The following is a 21,564-nucleotide window of genomic DNA, read 5'->3' on the forward strand; positions in this document are numbered from 1 at the left end:
CACGATGTGCGGCGTGACTCCTCCCGTCGAACTGCGGACGCTCGTGCTCGGGGGCACGCGCTCCGGCAAGTCGCGGCACGCCGAGGAACTGCTCGGCGACGACGCGGCGGTCCGCTACCTCGCGACCGGCCGGCGGATCCCCGGCGACACCGACTGGGACGCGCGCATCGCCGCGCACACCGCCCGGCGTCCCGCCCACTGGACCACCGAGGAGGTCGGCGGCACCGAGCTGTCCGCCGCACTCGCCCGGCCCGGCCCGGTGCTGGTCGACGACCTGGCGACCTGGCTGACCGGGGTCCTCGACGACGCCGGTGCCTGGGACGCCCCGGTCGTGCCCGCCACGGTCGACGCCGCCGTCGACGGCCTGGTCGCCGCGGTCGCCGCCGCACCGGGACCGCTGGTGCTGGTCTCCGCCGAGACCGGGCTGGGGGTCGTGCCGGGCACCCGCGCCGGGCGGCTGTTCCGGGACCGGCTGGGTGAGCTGAACGCCGCCGTCGCGCGGGTGTGCGACGACGTCGTGCTGGTGGTGGCGGGGCGGGCGCTCACCCTGCCCGCTCCCGCCGTCACCGAGCCGGGGACCGGTGTCGCCCCGACACCCGTCCCCACGGCGTCGGCGGCGGGACCACCCGCCGGTCCCGTCGTGGCGGGCCCCGGCTCCGGGCTCGACGCCGCGGGAGCAGGCGCGCCCGGCTCCGCCACCGGGTCCGCGGCTCCCGAGGGGACCGGTGTCCCGGCTGCCGGAGCCGGCGGGCCCGTCGGCACCGACGTCGCCGACCCCGACGGCGACGTCGCGGGCACCCCCGCCGGGGTCCCGGGTGCGGTCCTCCCCGCGACCGGGGCGGCCGCGGGCGCCGTCGCGGGAGCCGCGTCGACACCTGCCTCGGTCACCGAGTCCGACGTGGAGATCGTCCCGGTCACCGTCGGGCGGCCGGACTCCCGCAGCCGCCGTGCGGCCGTCGCGCTGGTCGAGGGGCTCGCGATGCCCACGGGCGGGCTCGGCAGGCTCGGCGAGCTGGGCGTGTGGCTGGCGTCCTGCCAGGGCACCTGTCCCCCGCAGGCGCCCGTGCGCGCCCGGGTGGTGCTGCTCGCCGCCGACCACGGCATCGCCGGGAACGGCGTCTCGGCCTACCCGCCGCAGGTGTCCGCGGTGCGCGCCACCGCCGCCGCGGCCGGACGGCTGCCGGTCACCGTCGCCGCGCGGGCCGCCGGGGCCACCGTGCGGGTCGTCGACGTCGGTCTCGTGTCCGGGGCCGAGGGCGCCGAGCCGGGCTGGCTCGTCGCGCACGGCACCGGCCGGATCGACCGCGAGGACGCCCTGGACGGTGAGCGCGCCACCGCGGCGTGGCTGACCGGGCGGCGGCTGGCCGACGCCGAGATCGACGCCGGCGCGGACCTGCTGATCCCGGCGACGCTCGCCGTCGGCGTGACGACCCCCGCCGCGACGCTCGTCGCGGCCGTGACCGGGGCCGAGCCCGTCGCCGTCGTGGGGCGGGCCTCGGGGATCGACGACCGCGCCTGGATGCGCAAGGCCGTCGCGATCCGCGACGCGCTGCGCCGGGCCCGTCCGCACCTGCGCGACCCGCTGGCGCTGCTGCGCACCGTCGGCGGCACGGACCTGATCGTGCTCGCCGGGTTCCTCGCCCGGGCCGCGGAGCGCAAGGTGCCCGCGGTGCTCGACGGTCTGGCCGTCGGCGCGGCGGCCCTGCTCGCCGACGAGCTGGCCCCCGGGGCGAAGGACTGGTGGGTCGCCGCGCAGCCGTCGACCGAACCGGCCGCGACGCTCGTCCTGGAGCACCTGTCGCTGGTGCCGCTGCTGGACCTGGCGGTGCGCACCGAGGACGGCACCGCCGCGGTGACGGCGCTGCCGCTGCTGGTCACCGCGGCGCGGCTGCTCGCCGAGACCGGGACCGCGCAGGACACCGGCGTCGTCCCGGGTGACGTGACGGTGCCGGCAGGCGCCGGCCGGTGAGCGGACCCCGGCCCGGTCCCCTCGCGGGGCTCGCGCTGGCGGTCAGCTGGCTGACCGTCGTGCCCGCCCGGGTCCGCACCTCCGACGACGGCGCGCTGCCCGACGGCGTCGCCGCGGCCGCCCTGCGCTGGGCGCCGCTGGTCGGCGCCGGGCTCGGCGTCGCGGGCGGGGCACTGCTCACCGGGCTGGTCGCCGCCGGGGTGTCCCCGCTGGTCGCGGGCCTGCTGACGGTCGGGGCGGGTGCGCTCGCGACGCGCGGGATGCACGTCGACGGCATCGCCGACACCGCCGACGGCCTGGGCAGCTACGGCCCGCCGGAGCGGGCGCTGCGGATCATGGCCGACGGCGGGGCCGGACCGTTCGCCGTCGTCACGCTGCTGGTGGTGCTGGGCGCCCGCGCCGCCGCCCTCGCGCAGCTGGCGTCCGCGCCGCCCGCGGTCGTGCTCGTCGTCTGCGCGCTGGCCGCGGCGGCCGGGCGGGCCGGGTTCTGCTGGGTCGCGCGGCGCGGGACGCCCGCCGCGCGCCCGGGTGGTCTGGGCGCGACGGTCGCCGGGTCGCAGCCGGTGTGGGTCGCGCCGCTGTGGTGGACCGGTCTGGCGGCGGCCGCGGCCGCCGCGCTGGTCGTCACCGTCGAGCCGCAGCAGGACACCGCCGTCCTGGCGGCGGGCACGGCCGGGGCCGGGACGCTCGGCGCAGCCGGGGTGGTGCTCGCCGTCGCCGGGGCGGTGCTGCTCGCGGCGGTGCTCGTGGTGGGCCTGGCCCGGCACACCCGGCGACGCTTCGGCGGGATGAGCGGCGACGTCCTGGGTGCGGCCTGCGAGCTCGGCGCCACCGCGGTCCTCGTCGTCCTGGCGGCCGCGCTCACCGGGTGACCCGGGGCCTGATCGAGCCGGTCCACGCGGCAGGCGGCCCCATGATCACCGGTTGTGGAGCATTCCGTTCGCGAGGCGGGCGCAGGACTCCGCAACCGGTGATCATGGACGGGATTCGCAGCTGCGACGGGTTCGGCGGGATCGGGTCCGGGCCGTGCGGGGCGCCGCCATCCTGCGCCGGTGCCCCCTGCCCCGCTCCCCGCTCCGTCGACCTCGGTGCGTGACCTGCTGCTCGCCCAGGACGGGGTCCTGTCCGCGGCCCAGGCCCGGGCCGCCGGGCTGTCCCGGCAGTCCGTTCGACGACGGGTGGCCCGCGGCGAGTGGGTCGACCTGCACCCGGGCGTCCTCGCCGAGGCGACCCGCGTCCCGACCGCGGCGATGCGCGTCCGGGCCGCGGCGCTCTGGGCCGGACCCTCCGGGCTGGTCCACGGCCCGGCCGCCGCGTGCTGGAGCGGGATGACCGACCGGTGGCCCCGCGACGTCGGGGTGACGCTCCCCCGCGGCACCCGGCGGCTCGCGCCCGGCGGCATCGCGCTGCGGCGGCGCGACGTGCCCGGTCCCGACCGGGCCTGGATCCGGGGCGTCGCCGTCACCGCCGCGCACCTGACCGTGCTGGAGACCTGCGCCGTGCTGCCCGACGGGGCCGCGTTCCTCGACCGGGTCCTGCAGCGCCGCGTCGTGCACCCGGCGCTGCTGCACGAGGCCTACTGCCGCAACGCGGGCGCGCACGGCATGGCCGCGGCGCACCGGTTGCTGGTGGCCGCGCTCGACCGCGCGGACTCGGAGCTGGAACGGATGCTGCTGCGGCTGCTGCGCGCCGCCGGGATCGGCGACGCCGTCCGCGGGCTGCCCGTGGGCGGTGGGCGCGAGATCGATCTGGCCTTCCCCGCCGAGCGGGTGGCGATCGAGCTGGACGGGTGGGCCTGGCACACCGACCCCGACCGGTTCCGGGCCGACCGGGCGAAGGGGAACGCGCTCGTCGCGCAGGGTGGACACTGTTGCGCTTCACCTGGCACGACGTGCACGACGCACCCGAGGGCACCGTCGCCGCGATCAGGCGGGCCCTGCGTCGGTGATCACCGGTTGTGGAGCGGAACGTCCGCCAGGCGGGCGGAGGACTCCACAACCGGTGATCAAGCGGGTGGAACGGCTCAGACCGACGCGGGGGCCGGCACCAGCGTGTGCATCCAGCCGTGCGGGTCCGGGGCCGCGCCGCGCTGGATCGCGGTCAGCGCCTCGCGCAGCTGCAGGGTCACCGGGCCGGGCTCACCGTTGCCGACGGTCACCTCGCCGCCGCTGTGCTTGACCGTCCCGATCGGGGTGATCACCGCGGCGGTGCCGCAGCCGAACACCTCGGTCAGCACGCCGCTCGCGGCGCCACCGAGCCACTCCTGGCCGGAGATGCGGCGCTCGACCACGGAGATCCCGAGGTCCTTCGCCACCGTGATCAGCGAGTCCCGGGTGATGCCGGCGAGCACCGAGCCGCGCAGGTCCGGCGTCGCGACCTCGACCGAGCCGTCGTCGGAGCGGAAGACGAAGAACAGGTTGTTCGAGCCCATCTCGTCGATCCACTGGCGCTCCTCGGCGTCGAGGTAGGCGACCTGGGCGCAGCCGTGCTGGGCGCCGACCGACTGCGGCAGCAGCGACGCCGCGTAGTTCCCGCCGCACTTGGCGGTGCCGGTGCCGCCGAGCGCGGCGCGCGTGTACTCGGTCTCCAGCCACACGTCCATCGGCTTGACCCCGCCGGCGAAGTACGGCCCGGCCGGCGACGCGATGACCGAGTACAGGTACTCCGACGACGGCCGCACCCCCAGCCCGACCTCGGTCGCGATCATGAAGGGCCGCAGGTAGAGCGAGTCCTCGCCGCCGGCCTCGGGCACCCACTCGGAGTCGACCGCGAGGAGCTCGGACAGCGAGGCGAGGAAGAGGTCCTCGGGGAGCTCGGCCATCGCGAGCCGGCGCGCGGAGCCGGCGAACCGGGCGGCGTTGGCGTCGGGCCGGAACGACGCGATCGAACCGTCGGGCTGGCGGTAGGCCTTGAGCCCCTCGAAGATCTCCTGCCCGTAGTGCAGGACCATCGAGGACGGGTCCAGTGTCATCGGGCCGTAGGGCACGACCGCCGGGTCGTGCCAGCCGGTCCCGGCGGTCCACCGGATCGTCACCATGTGGTCGGTCATGTACCGCCCGAAGCCGGGGGCGGCCAGTACGTCGGCGCGCCGCTGCGGGGACGCCGGGGCGGGGTTGCGGGTCACGGAGAACTTCGGCGCGCTCATGGCCCAGACGGTATCCCCGCTGTCCACGGGGCAAACAGTCGGATTCCCGAGGAACGGGAGCCGGTGGGCCCGCTCAGCGGACGTGCGAGGGCACCAGCGGCGGCTTCACGACCTCCACCGGCAGCACACGTCCCCGGACGTCGATCACCAACGCGTCGCCGACGGCCACCCCGCCCGCGGTGTCGACCAGGGCCAGCGCGACGCCGGTGCGCAGCGTCGGGGAGAACGTCCCCGAGGTGACGACGCCGACGGGGCTGCCCCCCTCGCCGTCGAGGACGGTCATCCCCGCCCGCGGGACACCCCGCCCGGTCGCCCGCAGCGCACGCAGGCGCCGTGCCGGGCCCGCCGCGCGCTCGGCGAGCAGGGCGTCGCGGCCCCAGAACGCCGGCTTGTCCCAGCCGACCGCCCAGCTGCTCCCGGCCTGGACCGGGCTGATCTCGGTGGACAGCTCGTGGCCGTGCAGCGGGTAGCCCATCTCGGTGCGCAGGGTGTCGCGCGCCGCGAGACCGCACGGTCCGCCGCCGACGCCGCGGACGGCGTCGAGCAGGGCGTCCCACATCGCCGGGGCGGCCTCCGCGGCGAGGACGACCTCGTAGCCAAGCTCGCCGGTGTAGCCGGTGCGGCAGATCCGCACACCGCCGTCGTTCAGACCGCCCTCGAGGTCGGTGAACGCCATGTAGTCCAGGTCCGCGACGCCCTCCCCCACGGCACCGAGCGCCGCGCTCAGGGCCTCGGCGGAGCGGGGCCCCTGGACGGCGAGCACGGCGAGTTCGCGGTGCCGGTCGGTGATCGTGACCCCGGGCGGGGCGTCGGCGGCGAGCGCGGAGACGATCCGGGTGGAGTTCGCGGCGTTCGGGACGAGCAGCAGGTCGTCGTCGGCGGCCAGGTAGACGATCATGTCGTCCTCGACGCCGCCGCGGTCGTCGCAGGCCAGGGTGTACTGGGCGCGGCCCGGGCCGATGCGGTCGAGGTCGTTGGTCAGGCAGGCGTTCAGGTGCGCGGCCGCGCCCGGCCCGGAGATCGGGACGGTGCCGAGGTGGCTGACGTCGAACAGGCCCGCCGTCTCGCGGACCGACGTGTGCTCGGCGACGGTGCCGCCCGGGTAGGAGATCGGCATCGACCACCCCCCGAACTCGCCGAGGGTGGCGTCGAGGGCGACGTGCCGGTCGTGCAGCGGGCTGGGCAGGAGCTCGTCGGTCACGCCCGCGACCCTATCGGCCTCAGGCCGCCTGTTCCTCGGGATCGCTGCGGCGCACGGGTTCCTCGGCCGCCGCGCGGGAGCGGGACCGCGCGGTGACGGCGCACAGCACCCAGCCCGCGGCGAGCGCCCCGGCCGTCGCGACCAGCGGCCACGGCGGCATCGACGCGGCGACGGCCAGGCACCCCACCCCACCGGCGACGGCGACGACCGCCGCCCGCACCGGGCGTCCCGGCAGGCGGAGCACCGCGGCGTGCAGCACGGCGTGGTGGACCAGGGCCGCGACGACGGTGACGACGATCGCGGTCGTCGCGGACAGCAGCAGGGTCATCGCCAGGGTGAGCACCCCCAGCGTCAGGTCGGCCAACCACGGCGTGCCGCGGGACCCGCCCCGGCCCAGGAACGCGGGCAGCTCCCCCTCGCGGGACAGCCGGGCGGCGCCAGCCGCGGCCCGCGACAGTGCCCCGAGCAGTGCGGCGATCGTCGCGGCGGCGGCACCGACCCGCACCAGCACCCCCACCTGGGCGCTGCTGCTGGTGTCCATCAGCGCGGCCAGCGGGGCCGACGCCGACGCCAGCCCGGACGCACCGAGCCCGCGCAGCAGGGCCGCCGACAGCAGGAGCAGCAGCACCGTCGTGATCACGACGGCGAGTGCGGGGGCCCGGCGGATCGCCCGCACCGGGTCCCGCAGGCTGCCCCCGAGCTCGGCGACGCGGGACAGCCCGGTGAAGGCGAGGAACACGAACCCGGCGGCGGCGAGCACGCCGAGCGGGCCCGGCTCGATCGCGGCCTGCAGCGTGGCGACGGCCGGGTCGTCGGGCGTCCCGGCGCCGTCGTCGGCGATGCCGGCTCCGGTGGCTGCGGCGGGCATCGCCGAGGACAGCACCGCGTGCGGCCCGTCCGACCGCAGCCCCACCACGATCGCGACGGTCAGGGCGAGCAGCGTGCCCACCACCAGCCCGCGCGCCGCACCGGGCGAGATCCGCACCCCGAAGGCGTTCACCGCGACGACGGCGAGCACCGCCACCACCGCGATCGTGACCGGCTGGGTGGGCAGCACGTAGGCGCCGAACACCAGCGCCGCGGCCGATCCGGCGGCGGCCCGCGAGGTCACCCGCGCGACCGCCCCGAGCCGTAGTGCGGGGGCGGGCAGGTCACCGCGGGCCAGCTCCGGACCGGCCGGGCGGGCGAGCGACAGGTGCGCGGTCGAGCCGACCACGCCGAGCGCGAGCAGCGCGGCGAGGAGCACCCCGAGCGGGAACCAGGTGCCCGCCGACGCGGCCGCCGGGCCGAGCGCGGCGTACAGCCCGGTACCGAACGTCGCCGAGAGGGCGACGACGACCGCGGTCACGGTCGGGATCCGGTACGGGGGGCGGGGCACCCGTTCACCTTCCCATCCACCCCTGTGCCGCGCGGCGCCGCGGGGGTGTCATTACCATCTCGGTCCGGTCTCGTCGTCCCGCCCGCCACCCGGCTCCCCACCCACCCGGCGGACGGGACGCGTGCACCGGCCACACAGGGTGAGATCGGGCGATCCGGAGCCACTCGTCCGATACCCACCGTTCCCGTCCGACCCCGAGGAGTGCCACCCGTGCCGATCGACGTCCCGACCCTCCCGCAGACCGCCGCACACAGCGGTGCCGAGCCGGAGGCGGTCGTCGACGCCGTCGTGGTCGGTCTGCACGCCCCCGCGGCCGACGCCGCCGACGGCACCGGCCCGGCGCTGGCCGCGGGCGCCGCCGGCGTCGACACGGCGTTCTCCGGGGAGCTGCTGGAGCTGCTCACCACCGTCGGCGCGACCGGGAAGGCCGAGCAGGTCGTGTCGCTGCCGACCCGCGGCGCGCTATCCGCGCCGCGGCTGGTCGCGGTCGGTCTGGGCCGCCCCGCCGAGGGACCGAAGGCGTCCGAGGCGGTCCGCCGCGCCGCCGGTGCCGCCGCCCGCACGCTGGCCGGGACCGGCTCGGTGCTGAGCACGCTGTCCGCCCTCGACGCCGAGGCCGCGGTCGTCGGCGCCGTCCTCGGCGGCCACCGCTTCGACCGGCACCGGACCTCCACCGACGCCGCGGCCGCCCCGGTCGGAAGCTGGTCGTTCACCGGCGCCGACGACGCGGCCGTGCGGCGGGCGACCCTCGTCGCCGAGGCCGTCGCCACCGCCCGGGACCTGGTCAACACCGCGCCGAACGTGCTGGTCCCGGAGACCTTCGCGGCGCACGCGGTGGCGCTGGGCGAGCGCGCCGGGCTGGTCACCGAGGTCCTCGACGACGCCGGGCTGCGGGAGAACGGCTACGGCGGCGTCACCGGCGTCGGGAAGGGGTCGGCGAACCCGCCCCGGCTGGTGCGCCTGACCTGGAACGGCGGCCCGGCCGCGTCGAAGCGGGTCGCGCTCGTCGGCAAGGGCATCACCTTCGACACCGGCGGCATCTCGCTCAAGCCCAACGCCGGCATGGCCGACATGACCTCGGACATGGGCGGGGCGGCCGCGGTCGTCGCGACCGTCGTGCTCGCCGCGAAGCTGAAGCTGCCGGTCACGGTGACCGCGACCGTACCGATGGCGGAGAACATGCCGTCGTCGACGGCGTACAAGCCCGGCGACGTGCTGACCATGTTCGGCGGGACCACCGTCGAGGTGCTCAACACCGACGCCGAGGGACGGCTGATCCTCGCCGACGCGATCGTCCGTGCCGCCCAGGACGACCCCGACTACCTGGTGGAGACCTCGACGCTGACCGGCGCCCAGCTCGTCGCGCTCGGCATGCGCACCGCCGGGGTGATGGGGTCGGACGAGCTGCGCGACCGGGTCGCCGCGCACGGCACCGCCGTCGGCGAGGACGCCTGGGCGATGCCGCTGCCGGAGTACCTGCGCGGCGAGCTGGACTCGCGGGTGGCCGACATCAGCAACGTCAGCGGGCAGCGGTTCGCCGGGATGCTGCTGGCCGGGGTGTTCCTCAAGGAGTTCGTGCCCGCCGGGCTGCCGTGGGCGCACATCGACATCGCGGGGCCGTCGTTCAACACCGGCGGGCCACGCGGCTACACCACCAAGGGCGGCACGGGGGTGCCGGTGCGCACCCTGCTGGCGTTCCTCGAGGACGTGGCCGCGAACGGCTGACCCCGGTTCAGCGGTCCTGCAACGCGTCCAGCGCGACGGCGAAGGCGGCGGCCAGGCGGAAGTCGATGCGCGGGTCCGGGACGGAGACGTCGTAGGAGTCGCGCAGCGACCACCGCCGGTCGCTGCTCATCAGCAGCGTGCCGCCGGAGTCCTCGGTGACGTCGAAGTGGTACGGCAGCGGCAGGTTCTCGGCCACCCGGCGCAGCAGGGCGACGCCGAGGCTGCGCTCGCGCCCGGTCGCGGCGACGCCCGGCGCGGTCAGCGTCCAGGTCGAGCGCAGCAGGCTCGCCCCGAACCTCTTGCCGAAGGTTCCGATCACCCGGCCGTGCTCGTCGAGGACGTCGTGCTCGGCGCGGACGTCGAGACGCTGGCGGGCACGGAAGGAGAACACCGCGCGGGAGCGGCTGTCGTCGGACCAGAAGGTCACCTGCTCCTTGAAGGCGAACCGCTTCTGCTGCGCGAACGCCATGAGCGCGCCCGCGCTGCCGTCGGGGTTCGCGGCGTGCACGTCGTAGCGGTTCACGCCGAGGGTGATCCGCTGGCGGACGAGGAAGCGGGGCAGGTGCATCGCGGCCGTCACGGGGCCCGAGTCTGGCCGGACCGGATCCGGGCGGCGACACCGGACCGGGGGTTACCCACGGGTAGGGCATACTGCCGCCCATGAGCCGGCAGCGTCGTCGACACGAGGTCCCCGCGCACGCCCCCCGTTCCGCGGTGGTCACCGGCGCGGCCCGCGGCATCGGCGAGCAGATCGCCCGCGAGCTCGTCGGGCGCGGCTACCGGGTGCTCGTCACCGACCTCGACGAGGCCGCGGCGCAGGCCACCGCGACCCGGATCGGGGCGGCCGCCGGCACCGCCTGCGACGTCACCGACCCGGCCGCGTCCGCGGCGGCGGTGGCCCGGGCCCGCGAGCTCGCGCCGCTGGGCGCCTGGGTGAGCAACGCCGGCGTCGGCTTCGACGGCACCGTCACCGACATCGCCGAGGCCCGCGCCCGCGCTCTGGTCGAGGTCAACCTGCTGGGCCCGATCTGGGGTGCCCGGGCCGCGGTGGCCGCGTTCCGCGAGCAGGCGGCGGCGGGGACCGCCCGGGGCGGCGAGATCGGCGTGACCGTGTCGCTGTCCGGCCTCGGCCCGGTTCCGGGCCTGTCGGTGTACGCGGCGTCGAAGGCGGGCGCCCTGTCGATGGTGTCCGCGCTGGCCTCGGAGGTGCGCCGGGAGGGCATCGGGGTGCACGCGGTCTGCCCGGACGGGGTGAACACCGAGCTGCTGCGCTCGATGACGCCCGGCGGCCAGGGCCAGGCGCTCGTGCGGTCCGGGGTGCTGGTCACCCCCGAGCAGGTCGCGACGGCGCTGGTCGGGATGTTCGGCACCGGCCGGGTCTACCGGACGCTTCCCGCCTGGCGGGGTGCGCTGCTGCGCCTCACCGCGCTGGCCCCCGGACCCGCGCTGCGCCTGGAGCCCGCGATGCGCGCGCTCGGCGAGCGGCGCGCCCGCTCGCTGCGCCCCTGACCAAACGGGTCAGGCGTCGCGGTCCTTGGCCCGCAGCTCGCGCAGCATCCGCTCCTGGCGCTCGCGCTTGCGCAGGGCGCGGTCGCGGGCGTCGTGCTCGCGCATCCGGTTCGGGTACCCGACGAGCTGCACGTCGTAGATCGGCATCTGCAGCGAGCGGGCCAGCTTCTTCGCCGCGTTCGGGTTCGCGACCCGCCTGCGGGTCCACTCGCCGTCATGGGCGACGAAGACCACCGTCGTCTCCGTCACGGTCGTACGCGGTTCGACGAAGGCCTCGACCCCGATCCGGGCGGCCGACCACTCACGCAGGTGGGCCTCCCCCTCCGCGTACGCGCCACGCCTCCCGCCGGAGCCGGATCCCCGGCCGGACCTGGGGCCCGACGGTCCACGTGACCGGAACAGGTCGAGCAGACCCATGCGCGTCGTCCTCTCGTCGATCCGGTCGCACCCCTACGAACCGGACACGGTAGCTCCGAGTGCCCAACGAACGGGATCACGGATTTGCTCCCGACACCCCAGTGGCGCAGTCGCGGCCGGATGACAAGATGGTCGCCGCGTAGCGGGGTCCCGTCCGGCGGAGCCGGTCCACCGACGGTGACCCCCGGAGGGAGCTGATCGGTGTCCGACCCGGACGCTCGTTCCGCCGACCTGGTGATCCTGGGCGGCGGCTCCGGTGGCTACGCCTGCGCGCTGCGGGCCGCGGAGCTGGGCCTGTCGGTGGTCCTGGTCGAGAAGGACAAGCTCGGCGGCACCTGCCTGCACCGCGGCTGCATCCCCACCAAGGCGCTGCTGCACGCGGCCGAGGTGGCCGACCACGCCCGCGACGGCGCGCAGGTCGGCATCCGCTCCACGTTCGACGGCGTCGACATGGCCGGGGTGAACGCCTACAAGGACGGCGTGGTCTCCCGGTTGTACAAGGGCCTGCAGGGCCTGGTCGCCTCGCGCGGGATCACCGTGGTGCCCGGTGCGGGCATCCTGGAGGGCCCCGGCACCGTCCGGGTCGGCGACGAGCGCATCACCGGCCGCCACGTCGTGCTCGCCACCGGCTCCTACGCCCGGTCGCTGCCCGGCCTGGAGCTGGACGACCGCGTCGTCACCTCCGACGCCGCGATCTCCCTCGACGAGGCCCCGCGCCGGGTCGTCGTGCTCGGCGGCGGCGTGATCGGCGTCGAGTTCGCCAGTGTGTGGCGCTCGTTCGGGGCCGAGGTCACGATCGTCGAGGCGCTGCCGCGGCTCGTGCCGAACGAGGACGAGTTCTGCTCCACCCAGCTGGCCCGGGCGTTTCGGCGGCGCCGGATCACCACCCGCACCGGGGTGCGGTTCGCGAAGGCGACCCGCAGCGGCGACACCGTCACCGTGTCGCTGGAGTCCGGTGAGGAGATCGAGGCCGACCTGCTGCTGGTCGCGGTCGGCCGCGGCCCCAACACCACCGGTCACGGCTTCGCCGAGGCCGGCGTCGCGATGGACGGCGGCGTCGTGACCGTCGACGAGCGGCTGCGCACGAATCTCGACGGCGTGTACGCCGTCGGGGACGTCACCCCCGGCCTGCAGCTCGCCCACCGCGGCTTCGCCCACGGGATCTTCGTCGCCGAGGACGTCGCGGGGCTCGCACCCCGCCCCGTCACCGACGACGGCATCCCGCGCGTCACCTACTGCGACCCCGAGGTCGCCTCGGTCGGGCTGACCGAGGAGGCCGCGCGGGACCTCCACGGCGAGGTGCACACCCTGACCTACGACCTGGCCGGCAACGGGAAGTCGCAGATCCTGCAGACCTCCGGCGCGGTCAAGCTCGTCGCCCAGGGGCCCGCCGGACAGGGCGGACCCGTCCTCGGCGTGCACATGGTGGGCTCCCGGATCGGGGAGCTCGTCGGAGAGGCGCAACTCGTCTACAACTGGGAGGCTCTGCCCACCGACGTCGCCGCCCTGATCCACGCCCATCCCACACAGAGCGAGGCCCTCGGAGAGGCCCACCTCGCGCTGGCCGGGAGACCGCTGCACACCCACGGCTGATCCCGGCCCCACAACCCGAACACCCACGCGGAACAAGAGGAGCTCCACCCGACATGGCCGTCACCGTTGAGATGCCCGCCCTGGGCGAGAGTGTCACCGAGGGCACCGTCACCCGCTGGCTCAAGGCCGAGGGCGACACCGTCGAGGTCGACGAGCCGTTGCTCGAGGTCTCGACCGACAAGGTCGACACGGAGATCCCGTCGCCCGCCGCGGGCGTCCTGAAGCGCATCATCGCGGGCGAGGACGACACGGTCGAGGTCGGCGGCGAGCTCGCCGTCATCGGCGACGCCGACGAGGCCGACGACGCCGGTTCGTCCGACTCCGGCTCCTCCGGGAAGGCCGAGGAGCCCGCGGAGTCCGAGGCGGAGCCCGAGCCCGAGCCGGAGCAGGCCGAGGAGGAGGCCCCGGAGCCGTCCTCCGGTGGCTCGTCGTCCGGTGGGGGCTCCGGCACCCCGGTCACGATGCCCGAGCTCGGCGAGTCGGTCACCGAGGGCACCGTGACCCGCTGGCTCAAGCAGGTCGGCGACGCCGTCGAGGTCGACGAGCCGCTGCTCGAGGTCTCCACCGACAAGGTCGACACCGAGATCCCCTCGCCGGTCGCGGGCACCGTGCTCGAGCACACCGTCGCCGAGGACGAGACCGTCGAGGTCGGCGCGCAGCTCGCGCTGGTCGGCGACGGCTCCGCCGCCCCGGCGCAGGACGAGGCGCCGAAGCAGGAGAAGGCCCCGGAGAAGAAGGAGGAGCCGAAGAAGGAGGCTCCGAAGGCCGAGCAGAAGCCGGAGCCGAAGGCCGAGCACCCCAAGGCCGAGGAGAAGCAGGAGAAGGCCCCGGCCGGCTCCGAGGACTCCCCCGCCGGGAGGATCGAGCCCTCCTCGAACGGCTCGGGCTCGGGTTCGGGCGAGAAGCCCTACGTGACCCCGCTGGTGCGCAAGCTGGCCCAGGAGCACGGCGTCGACCTCGACTCGGTCACCGGCTCCGGCGTCGGCGGCCGCATCCGCAAGCAGGACGTCCTCGCCGCCGCCGAGCAGGCGAAGGCCCCGGCGCAGGAGAAGCCGTCCGCCCCGGCGGCGCAGCCCGCCTCCGGTGGTGCGCCCCAGGAGCCGAAGGCCGTCCCGACCCGCGCGGACAACGCGCCGGAGCCGGGCACCACGGTCAAGCTCCCGCGCCTGCGCCAGGTCATCGCGCAGCGGATGAACGAGTCGCTCGCGACCTCGGCGCAGCTGACCACCGTCCAGGAGGTCGACCTCACCCGCATCGTCAAGCTGCGGAACCGGGTCAAGGAGGACTTCAAGAAGCGTGAGGGCGCCAACCTCACCTTCCTGGCGTTCATCGCCAAGGCCACCATCGAGGCGCTCAAGGCGTTCCCGTCGCTGAACGCCTCGATCTCCGAGGACAACAAGCAGGTCACCTACCACGGCTCGGTGCACATGGGCATCGCCGTGGACACCCCGCGCGGCCTGCTCGTGCCGGTGATCAAGGACGCCGACGACCTGTCGCTGGCCGGGATCGCCAAGAAGATCGCCGACGTCGCGGCCCGCACCCGCGACTCCAAGATCGGTCCGGACGAGCTGTCGGGCGGCACCTTCACGATCACGAACATCGGGTCCGCGGGCGCGCTGTTCGACACGCCGATCATCAACCAGCCCCAGGTCGCCATCCTGGGCACCGGCGCGATCTCGAAGGAGCCGAAGGTCGTCACCGGCCCCGAGGGCGACGACGTCATCGCCGTCCGCTCGGTCTGCTTCCTGCCGATGACCTACGACCACCGCCTGGTCGACGGCGCCGACGCCGGCCGCTTCCTGTCCGCGGTCAAGGCCCGGCTGGAGGAGGGCGCCTTCGAGGCCGAGCTCGGCCTGTAGGCACCCCCGCGACACACGGCGGCCCGTCCCGGTCCACCCGGGGCGGGCCGCCGTCGTCACCGGTCCGGGTGAACGGGTGACGATGGTCGCGGCATGTCCGGCTCGCGCGTCCGCCCGGGACCGGGAAGGATCGCGGCCGTGCGAGTCGTCGTGGCCGGTTCGTCCGGACTGATCGGAACAGCCCTGGTCGCCCACCTGAGGGGCGCGGGGCACGAGGTGCTGCGCCTGGTGCGGCGCACCCCCGCCGCCCCCGACGAGCGCGGCTGGGACCCGCCCGCCGGCACCGTCCAGGACGGCACCCTCGACGGCGCCGACGCGGTCGTGAACCTCAACGGCGCCGGCATCGCCGACCGGCCGTGGACCGGCGCCCGCAAGCAGCTGATCCGCGACTCGCGCAACGTCCCCACCGACGTCCTCGCCGAGGCCGTGGCCCGGCACAAGGTCCCGGTTCTGGTCAGCGGGTCGGCCGTCGGCTACTACGGCGACACCGGCCAGGTCGTCGTCGACGAGTCCGCGCCGTCGGGCTCGGGGTTCCTCGCCGACGTGTGCCGGGACTGGGAGGCCGCCGCGGCCCCCGCCGTGGACGCCGGCGCCCGGGTGGTGCTCGTCCGCACCGGCCTGGTCCTGTCCCCCTCCGGCGGGCTGCTCGCGATGCTGCGCCCGCTGTTCAAGGGGTTCCTCGGCGGGCGCATCGGCAAGGGCACCCAGTTCATGCCGTGGGTCTCCCTCGACGACCAGGTCGCGGCGATCCGGTTCGCCGTCGAGACCGAGGCCCTGTCCGGCCCGGCGAACGTGACCGGCCCGGTGCCGGTCACCAACGCCGAGTTCACCAAGGAGATGGCCGCGGCGGTCGGGCGGCCCGCGCCGTTCCCGGTGCCCGGCCCGGTGGTCTCCACCGTGCTCGGCGAGATGGGCCGCGAGATGCTGCTCGGCGGCCAGCGGGCGGTGCCTGCGGCGCTGCTCGAGGCCGGGTTCCAGTTCCGCCACCACACCGTCGGCGACGCGCTCTCGGCCGCGGTCGGGTCATGACCCCGTCCGACGTCGACGTCCTGGTGGTCGGGGCGGGCCTGTCCGGCCTGCGCGCGGCCACCGTGCTGCACCGGCACGGGCTGACCGTGCGCGTGCTGGAGTCCGCCGACCGGGTCGGTGGACGGATGGCGACCGACGTCGTCGACGGGTTCCGCTGCGACCGCGGGTTCCAGGTGCTCAACACCTCCTACCCGGCGCTGCACGCCGCGCTCGCCCCGCACGGGCTCGACACCCTGGCCGCGCGGCCCTTCGAGCCCGGTGCCGCCATCCGGGCCGGCGACGGCGAGCTGCACCGCTTCGTCAACCCGCTGCGCCGCCCGGCGTCCGCCCCGGCCACCGCGCTGGACGACCTGTTCGGCCCGATCGAGAAGGCCAAGCTCGTCGCGTGGACGGCGAAGGTGCTGGCCTCGCCGCCGTCGCGGACCGCGACGCTGGTCGACTCCTCCGCCGCCCGGGACCTCGACGCCGCCGGGCTCGGCGGCGCGGTCACCGACCGGTTCCTGCGCCCCTTCCTGTCCGGTGTGCTCGCCGAGACCGCGCTGGAGACCTCGGCCGCGTTCGTGCGGCTGGTGTGGCGCAGCTTCGCCCTCGGCACGATCGTCGTGCCCGACGACGGCATGGAGGCGCTGCCCCGGCGGCTGGCCGCGGCCCTGCCCGAGGGCACCGTGACGCTCGGGACCCGGGTGCACGCCGTGCGCGGCGGGCCCGCACCCGCCCTGGACACCGACGACGGCACCCTGTCCGCGCGGGCGGTCGTCGTCGCGGCGGACCCGAGGACGGCCGCCGCGCTGCTGCCCGGGGTCGCCGAGCCGCGGATGAACGCGCTGACCACGTTCTTCCACGTCCCGCCGCAGGCCCCGACGGCCTCCCCGCTGCTGCACCTGGACGGCACCGGCGGGCCGGTCGTCAACACGATGGTGATGACCGCTGCCGCGCCGGGCTACTCCGCCGACGGGCGCCCGCTGGTGGCGTCCTCGATCGTCGGGACCCCGGGGTCCACCGGGGTCGACGAGCCCGCGGTGCGCCGCGAGCTGGCCCGGATCTGGGGTGCCGGCACCGACGACTGGGCGCACCTGCACACCGCGCAGGTCGACGAGGCGCTGCCGCTGTTCGAGGCGGGGCGCCCGGTGCGCCGCGACGTCGACCTCGGGGAGAACCTGTTCGTCGCGGGCGACCACCGCGACACCCCGTCCACCCAGGGTGCGCTGGTCAGCGGCCGCCGGGCCGCGCAGGCCGTCCTCGCCCGGCTGGGCGCGGCGTAAGCTCGCCGCCATGCCCGCACCGCATCTGTCCTGCCGCGCCGGAACCGACGACGTCCGGGTCGACCGGCTCGGGCGCGTGGAGTACCAGGCGGCGTGGGACACCCAGAAGGCGCACGCCGAGGCCCGCAAGAACGGCGGGCCGGACGTGCTGATGCTGCTCGAGCACCCGCCCGTCTACACCGCGGGGCGGCGCACCCGGCCGGAGGACCGGCCCACCGACGGCACCCCGGTCGTCGACGTCGACCGCGGCGGGCGCATCACCTGGCACGGGCCGGGGCAGCTCGTCGGCTACCCGATCGTCGCCCTCGGTGAGCCGATGGACGTCGTGGACTACGTCCGCCGCCTGGAGGAGGCCCTCATCCGGGTCTGCCACGACCTCGGTGTGACGAGCGCCGGCCGGGTCGAGGGGCGCTCCGGCGTCTGGCTGCCCGCGCAGGGTTTCACCCCCGAGCGGAAGGTCGCCGCGATCGGCGTCCGGATCGCCGGCGGGGTCACCCAGCACGGATTCGCGATCAACTGCGACGCCGACCTGGGCGACTTCGGCAGGATCGTGCCGTGCGGGATCGCCGACGCCGGCGTCACCACCCTGACCGCGGAGCTGGACCGGGAGGTGACCGTCGACGAGGTCGCCGGCCCGGCGGCCGCCGCCGTGCTGGACGCGCTCGACGGCCGGCTGCCGGTGGCCGAGCACCCGGTCGTCCGCCAGGTCGACCTGATGTCCGGCCTGGGCTGATCCCCCGGCCCCGGTGCCTCAGGCGAGCTGGGGCACCACCGTCGCGGCGAAGTCCTCGATGTGGGCGAGGTCGGACAGGTCGAGGACCTGCAGGTAGACCCGGGTCGTGCCGGTGGTCTCGGCCCACCGGCCGAGCCGGTCGACGATCTCGCCGGGGGTGCCGGCGAGGCTGCTCGCGCGGACCTCTGCGGCGTCGCGGCCCACCGCGGCCGCGCGGCGGTCGACCTCCGAGTCGTCCTTGCCCAGGCACAGCATCTGCGCCACCGAGTACGTGAGCGAGCCCGGGTCGCGCCCGGCGGCGGTGCACGCGTCGCGGACCCGGCCGAACTGCGCGGCGACGGCCTCGGGCTGCTGGAACGGCACGTTGAACTCGGTGGCGAACCGGGCGGCCAGCGCCGGGGTCTTCCTCCTCCCCATCCCGCCGACGATCACCGGCGGCGCGTCCTGCACCGGGCGCGGCAGCGCCGGGGAGTCGGTGACGGTGTAGTGCCGTCCCTGGTGGGTGAAGCGACCGCCGAGCGGGGTCGCCCACAGCCCGGTGAGGATCTCCAGCTGCTCGGTGAGGATCTCGAAGCGCTCGGCCAGCGGCGGGAACGGGATGCCCAGCGCCCGGTGCTCGGCCTCGAACCAGCCCGAGCCGAGCCCGACCTCGACGCGGCCACCGGACATCTCGTCGGCCTGCGCGACGGCGACGGCGAGCGGCCCGGGCAGCCGGAACGTCGCGCTGGTGACCAGGGTGCCGAGCCGGATGCGCTCGGTCTCACGGCCGAGCGCGGCGAGGGTCACCCAGGCGTCGGTCGGGCCGGGGAGACCGCTGCCGTCGCCCATCGCGACCCAGTGGTCGGAGCGGAAGAACGCGTCGTAGCCGGCGTCCTGCGTGGTGCGGGCGACCCGCAGGAGGTCGGTGTAGCGGGCGCCCTGCTGGGGCTCGGTGAAGATCCGGAAGTCCACGGGGCGCGACGCTAGCCGCACCGGCCCGCCCGCGCCGCCCGACCACCGGCGGCGGCCGCGGGGGCCCGCTCGCTACGGTCGCGTCGTGCACCCGATCCCCGACCAGACCGGCCGGACCGTCGTCGTCACCGGCACGACCTCCGGGCTCGGTCTCGCGCTGTCCACCGCGTTGGCCCGGGCCGGGGCCCGGGTGCTGATGACCGCCCGCGACGTGACCCGCGGCCGCGCCGCGGCACGCGGGGCCGGTGGTGAGCTGGTGCTGCTGGACCTCGCCGACCTCGGCTCGGTGCGGGCCGCTGCGGCGGAGATCCGGGAACGCACCGGGGACCGGGTGGACGTGCTCGTCAACAACGCGGGCGTCGCGATGGGGCCGCGTGCGGACACCGCGGACGGTTTCGAGCTGCAGATCGGCACCAACCACCTCGGGCCGGCCGCACTGACCTGGCTGCTGATGCCCGCGCTGCGGGCCGCCGGCGACCCGGAGCGGCCGTCGCGGGTCGTCACGACGTCCAGCCTGGGCCACCGCACCGGCCGGCTCGACCCCGACGACCTGGGGTGGCGGCGCCGGCGCTGGTCCCCGAACGCGGCCTACGGCGCGTCGAAGCTGGCGAACCTGCTGTTCGCCGCGGAGCTGGACCGGCGGCTGCGGCTGTCCGGGGACCCGGTGCTCTCGGTGGCCGCGCACCCGGGGATGACCGAGTCGTCGCTGCTCGCGAACTCCTTCCGGCGGGGCGCGACGCTGCAGGCGCGGCTGTTCGCACCGTGGGAGCGCCGGCTCACCTCCCCGGTGTCCGAGGGTGTCGGGCCGCAGCTCGCCGCGGTGACGGGGCCGGTCCACGGCGGCGACTACCTGGGCCCCACCGGGCTCGGGGAGGCCCGCGGCCCGGCCGGTCCGGCACGGCGCTCGGCGGCCGCGCAGGACCCGGTGCTCGCGGGCAGGTTGTGGCAGGTCACGGCCGCCGCGACCGGCATCACACCGGACCCCGGGCGTAGGCTGGGCCCGTGACCATCGCACCCGAAGGCCGCAAGCTCCTCCGCCTCGAGGTCCGCAACAGCGAGACCCCGATCGAGCGCAAGCCGTCCTGGATCCGCACCCGCGCCAAGACCGGTCCGCAGTACACCGAGCTGAAGGGTCTCGTCCGGTCGGGCGGCCTGCACACGGTGTGCGAGGAGGCCGGCTGCCCCAACATCTACGAGTGCTGGGAGGACCGGGAGGCGACGTTCCTCATCGGCGGGGAGCAGTGCACCCGTCGCTGCGACTTCTGCCAGATCGACACCGGCAAGCCGGCCGACCTGGACACCGACGAGCCGCGCCGGGTGGCGGAGTCGGTGCAGCAGATGGGGCTGCGCTACTCCACCGTCACCGGCGTCGCGCGCGACGACCTCGACGACGGCGGCTCCTGGCTCTACGCCGAGACCGTCCGCAAGATCCACGAGCTGAACCCGGGCACCGGCGTCGAGCTGCTCGCCCCGGACTTCAACTCGATCGACGACCAGCTGACCCCGGTCTTCGAGTCGCGCCCCGAGGTGTTCGCGCACAACCTCGAGACCGTCCCGCGGATCTTCAAGCGGATCCGCCCGGCGTTCCGCTACGACCGGTCGCTGGAGGTCATCACCAAGGCCCGCGAGTTCGGTCTGGTCACCAAGTCGAACCTGATCCTCGGCATGGGCGAGACCCCCGACGAGGTCACCTCCGCGCTGCAGGACCTGCACGACGCGGGCTGCGAGATCATTACGATCACCCAGTACCTGCGCCCGACCAAGCGCCACCACCCGGTGGAGCGCTGGGTCAAGCCCGAGGAGTTCGTCGAGCACTCGAGGGCCGCCGAGCAGATCGGTTTCGCCGGCGTGATGGCCGGGCCGCTGGTGCGCTCGTCCTACCGGGCCGGCCGGCTCTACGCCCAGACCGTGGCCCACCGCGGCGAGGAGCTCTCCCCCGCCCTGGCGCACCTGGCCGACTCCGGCCCGGCCGCGCAGGAGGCCAGCTCCCTGCTCGCACGCGGCTGAGACCTCCTCGCACCGTCGATCACCGGTCGGAAGTAGGCTGGTCACATGCCCGGCAAGCCCCGTAAGCCCTCGCCCGAAGAGAAGAAGGCGCTCAAGGCCCAGAAGAAGGCCGCGTCGAAGCAGCGTCGCCAGCAGATCTGGCAGGCGTTCCAGATGCAGCGCAAGGAGGACTCCAAGCTCCTCCCGATCATGATCGGCGTGTTCGTCGGGTCGATCGTGGTCGTCACGCTCATCGGGTGGCTGCTGGGCCTGGTCTGGTTCTTCGTGCCCTTCGGCATCCTGATCGGCGCGCTGGCCGCGTTCAGCATCTTCGGCCGCCGCGTCCAGAAGTCGATCTACGTGAAGGCCGACGGGCAGCCGGGCGCCGCAGGCTGGGCGCTGGACAACATGCGCGGCCAGTGGCGGATCACCCAGGGCATCGCGGGCACCACCCACCTCGACGCGGTGCACCGGGTCATCGGGCGGCCCGGGATCATCTTCGTCGCCGAGGGGGCCCCGCACCGGGTGAAGACCCTGCTCGCACAGGAGAAGAAGCGCACCGCGCGGGTCGCCGGCAGCACCCCGATCTACGACGTGATCGTGGGCAACGAGGAGGGCCAGGTCCCGCTCAAGGGCCTGCAGCGCCACCTCATGAAGCTGCCCCGCAACATCTCCGCCGCCGAGATGGACTCCCTGGAGGGCAAGCTCAACGCCCTCGGCAGCCGCTCGGCCGCGATGCCCAAGGGGCCGATGCCCCAGGGCGCCAAGATGCGCAGCATCCAGCGCACCGTCCGCCGCCGCTGACCC

Annotated in this window: 18 protein-coding genes and 1 pseudogene; 13 read left to right on the plus strand and 6 right to left on the minus strand. The window is 75.6% G+C overall.

Annotated features, from left to right (window positions below):
• Positions 1–13 precede the first annotated feature (13 nt).
• From ZF1_RS17600 to ZF1_RS17610, 3 genes and pseudogenes are all read left to right on the plus strand, one after another.
• Positions 14–1,969, plus strand: coding sequence for a bifunctional adenosylcobinamide kinase/adenosylcobinamide-phosphate guanylyltransferase (locus tag ZF1_RS17600; RefSeq protein WP_482637826.1), 1,956 nt, complete (start codon positions 14–16; stop codon positions 1,967–1,969).
• Complete coding sequence (locus ZF1_RS17605; RefSeq protein ID WP_482637827.1) at positions 1,966–2,841, plus strand: adenosylcobinamide-GDP ribazoletransferase; 876 nt, start codon at positions 1,966–1,968, stop codon at positions 2,839–2,841. Before ZF1_RS17600 ends, ZF1_RS17605 begins: the two co-directional genes overlap by 4 nt.
• Before the next feature lie 216 nt (positions 2,842–3,057).
• Positions 3,058–3,180, plus strand: a pseudogene (locus ZF1_RS17610) (type IV toxin-antitoxin system AbiEi family antitoxin domain-containing protein); the annotation flags it as partial.
• 812 nt (positions 3,181–3,992) lie between these two features.
• On the opposite strand, the gene ZF1_RS17615 reads toward ZF1_RS17610, so the two are convergent.
• The 3 genes from ZF1_RS17615 to ZF1_RS17625 all read right to left on the minus strand — a co-directional run bounded on the left by ZF1_RS17615 (position 3,993) and on the right by ZF1_RS17625 (position 7,693).
• A complete protein-coding gene (locus ZF1_RS17615) occupies positions 3,993–5,114 on the minus strand; it encodes a branched-chain amino acid aminotransferase (protein WP_346102736.1) in 1,122 nt (373 codons plus the stop codon).
• A 73-nt stretch (positions 5,115–5,187) separates the two neighbouring features.
• Positions 5,188–6,315: a glycine cleavage system aminomethyltransferase GcvT gene (gene gcvT, locus ZF1_RS17620; protein ID WP_405416547.1), complete on the minus strand. Its 1,128-nt coding sequence runs from the start codon at positions 6,313–6,315 to the stop codon at positions 5,188–5,190.
• Positions 6,316–6,334: 19 nt separating this feature from the next.
• Positions 6,335–7,693: an APC family permease gene (locus ZF1_RS17625; protein WP_482637828.1), complete on the minus strand. Its 1,359-nt coding sequence runs from the start codon at positions 7,691–7,693 to the stop codon at positions 6,335–6,337.
• 216 nt (positions 7,694–7,909) lie between these two features.
• On the opposite strand from ZF1_RS17625, the gene ZF1_RS17630 reads away from it, so the two are divergent.
• A complete protein-coding gene (locus ZF1_RS17630; RefSeq protein ID WP_482638719.1) occupies positions 7,910–9,418 on the plus strand; it encodes a leucyl aminopeptidase in 1,509 nt (502 codons plus the stop codon).
• 7 nt (positions 9,419–9,425) lie between these two features.
• On the opposite strand, the gene ZF1_RS17635 is transcribed toward ZF1_RS17630, so the two are convergent.
• On the minus strand, positions 9,426–9,998 hold the full coding sequence (locus ZF1_RS17635; protein WP_202968194.1) for an LURP-one-related family protein: 573 nt from the start codon (positions 9,996–9,998) through the stop codon (positions 9,426–9,428).
• A gap of 80 nt (positions 9,999–10,078) precedes the next feature.
• Between ZF1_RS17635 and ZF1_RS17640 the strand changes: the two genes are divergently transcribed.
• Positions 10,079–10,927: an SDR family NAD(P)-dependent oxidoreductase gene (locus ZF1_RS17640; RefSeq protein ID WP_482637829.1), complete on the plus strand. Its 849-nt coding sequence runs from the start codon at positions 10,079–10,081 to the stop codon at positions 10,925–10,927.
• Between the two features lie 9 nt (positions 10,928–10,936).
• Here the strand turns inward: ZF1_RS17640 and ZF1_RS17645 are convergent, their stop codons facing one another.
• The gene (locus ZF1_RS17645) at positions 10,937–11,176 is read right to left on the minus strand and encodes a hypothetical protein (protein WP_237453788.1); all 240 of its coding nucleotides are present in this window, start codon (positions 11,174–11,176) and stop codon (positions 10,937–10,939) included.
• A gap of 369 nt (positions 11,177–11,545) precedes the next feature.
• Here ZF1_RS17645 and lpdA point away from each other — a divergent pair, with 369 nt between their 5' ends.
• The 5 genes from lpdA (at position 11,546) to lipB (ending at position 17,820) form a co-directional block, all read left to right on the plus strand.
• Entirely contained in the window at positions 11,546–12,937 is a 1,392-nt protein-coding gene (gene lpdA / locus ZF1_RS17650; protein ID WP_482637830.1) for a dihydrolipoyl dehydrogenase, read from the plus strand.
• Positions 12,938–12,990: 53 nt separating this feature from the next.
• Positions 12,991–14,796 carry a 2-oxoglutarate dehydrogenase, E2 component, dihydrolipoamide succinyltransferase gene (sucB, locus tag ZF1_RS17655; protein WP_482637831.1) on the plus strand — a complete coding sequence of 602 codons (1,806 nt, stop codon included), beginning with the start codon at positions 12,991–12,993 and terminating at the stop codon, positions 14,794–14,796.
• Between the two features lie 138 nt (positions 14,797–14,934).
• On the plus strand, positions 14,935–15,825 hold the full coding sequence (locus ZF1_RS17660; protein WP_346102720.1) for a TIGR01777 family oxidoreductase: 891 nt from the start codon (positions 14,935–14,937) through the stop codon (positions 15,823–15,825).
• Positions 15,822–17,087, plus strand: coding sequence for an NAD(P)/FAD-dependent oxidoreductase (locus ZF1_RS17665; RefSeq protein WP_405416541.1), 1,266 nt, complete (start codon positions 15,822–15,824; stop codon positions 17,085–17,087). Before ZF1_RS17660 ends, ZF1_RS17665 begins: the two co-directional genes overlap by 4 nt.
• Positions 17,088–17,097: 10 nt before the next feature.
• A complete protein-coding gene (gene lipB, locus ZF1_RS17670) occupies positions 17,098–17,820 on the plus strand; it encodes a lipoyl(octanoyl) transferase LipB (protein WP_405416539.1) in 723 nt (240 codons plus the stop codon).
• An 18-nt stretch (positions 17,821–17,838) separates the two neighbouring features.
• Here lipB and ZF1_RS17675 read toward each other — a convergent pair whose 3' ends face one another.
• Positions 17,839–18,771, minus strand: coding sequence for an LLM class F420-dependent oxidoreductase (locus ZF1_RS17675; RefSeq protein WP_482637832.1), 933 nt, complete (start codon positions 18,769–18,771; stop codon positions 17,839–17,841).
• A gap of 85 nt (positions 18,772–18,856) precedes the next feature.
• Between ZF1_RS17675 and ZF1_RS17680 the strand changes: the two genes are divergently transcribed.
• From ZF1_RS17680 to ZF1_RS17690, 3 genes are read left to right on the plus strand one after another with little or no spacing between them, the layout of a single operon-like run.
• A complete protein-coding gene (locus tag ZF1_RS17680) occupies positions 18,857–19,777 on the plus strand; it encodes an SDR family NAD(P)-dependent oxidoreductase (RefSeq protein WP_482637833.1) in 921 nt (306 codons plus the stop codon).
• A complete protein-coding gene (gene lipA, locus ZF1_RS17685; RefSeq protein WP_405416535.1) occupies positions 19,774–20,778 on the plus strand; it encodes a lipoyl synthase in 1,005 nt (334 codons plus the stop codon). The genes ZF1_RS17680 and lipA overlap by 4 nt, the downstream gene beginning before the upstream one ends.
• A 45-nt stretch (positions 20,779–20,823) precedes the next feature.
• A complete protein-coding gene (locus ZF1_RS17690; RefSeq protein WP_062395977.1) occupies positions 20,824–21,561 on the plus strand; it encodes a DUF4191 domain-containing protein in 738 nt (245 codons plus the stop codon).
• Positions 21,562–21,564: the final 3 nt, after the last annotated feature.

Source organism: Pseudonocardia sp. ZF1 (genome assembly GCF_056835605.1).

Bases quoted from the DNA above. Each gene is read 5' to 3' on its own strand.
- ZF1_RS17615 (WP_346102736.1), bottom strand. From the start codon at position 5,114: ATGAGCGCGCCGAAGTTCTCCGTGACCCGCAACCCCGCCCCGGCGTCC.
- ZF1_RS17640 (WP_482637829.1), top strand. From the start codon at position 10,079: ATGAGCCGGCAGCGTCGTCGACACGAGGTCCCCGCGCACGCCCCCCGT.
- sucB (WP_482637831.1), top strand. From the start codon at position 12,991: ATGGCCGTCACCGTTGAGATGCCCGCCCTGGGCGAGAGTGTCACCGAG.
- ZF1_RS17665 (WP_405416541.1), top strand. From the start codon at position 15,822: ATGACCCCGTCCGACGTCGACGTCCTGGTGGTCGGGGCGGGCCTGTCC.
- lipB (WP_405416539.1), top strand. From the start codon at position 17,098: ATGCCCGCACCGCATCTGTCCTGCCGCGCCGGAACCGACGACGTCCGG.
- ZF1_RS17690 (WP_062395977.1), top strand. From the start codon at position 20,824: ATGCCCGGCAAGCCCCGTAAGCCCTCGCCCGAAGAGAAGAAGGCGCTC.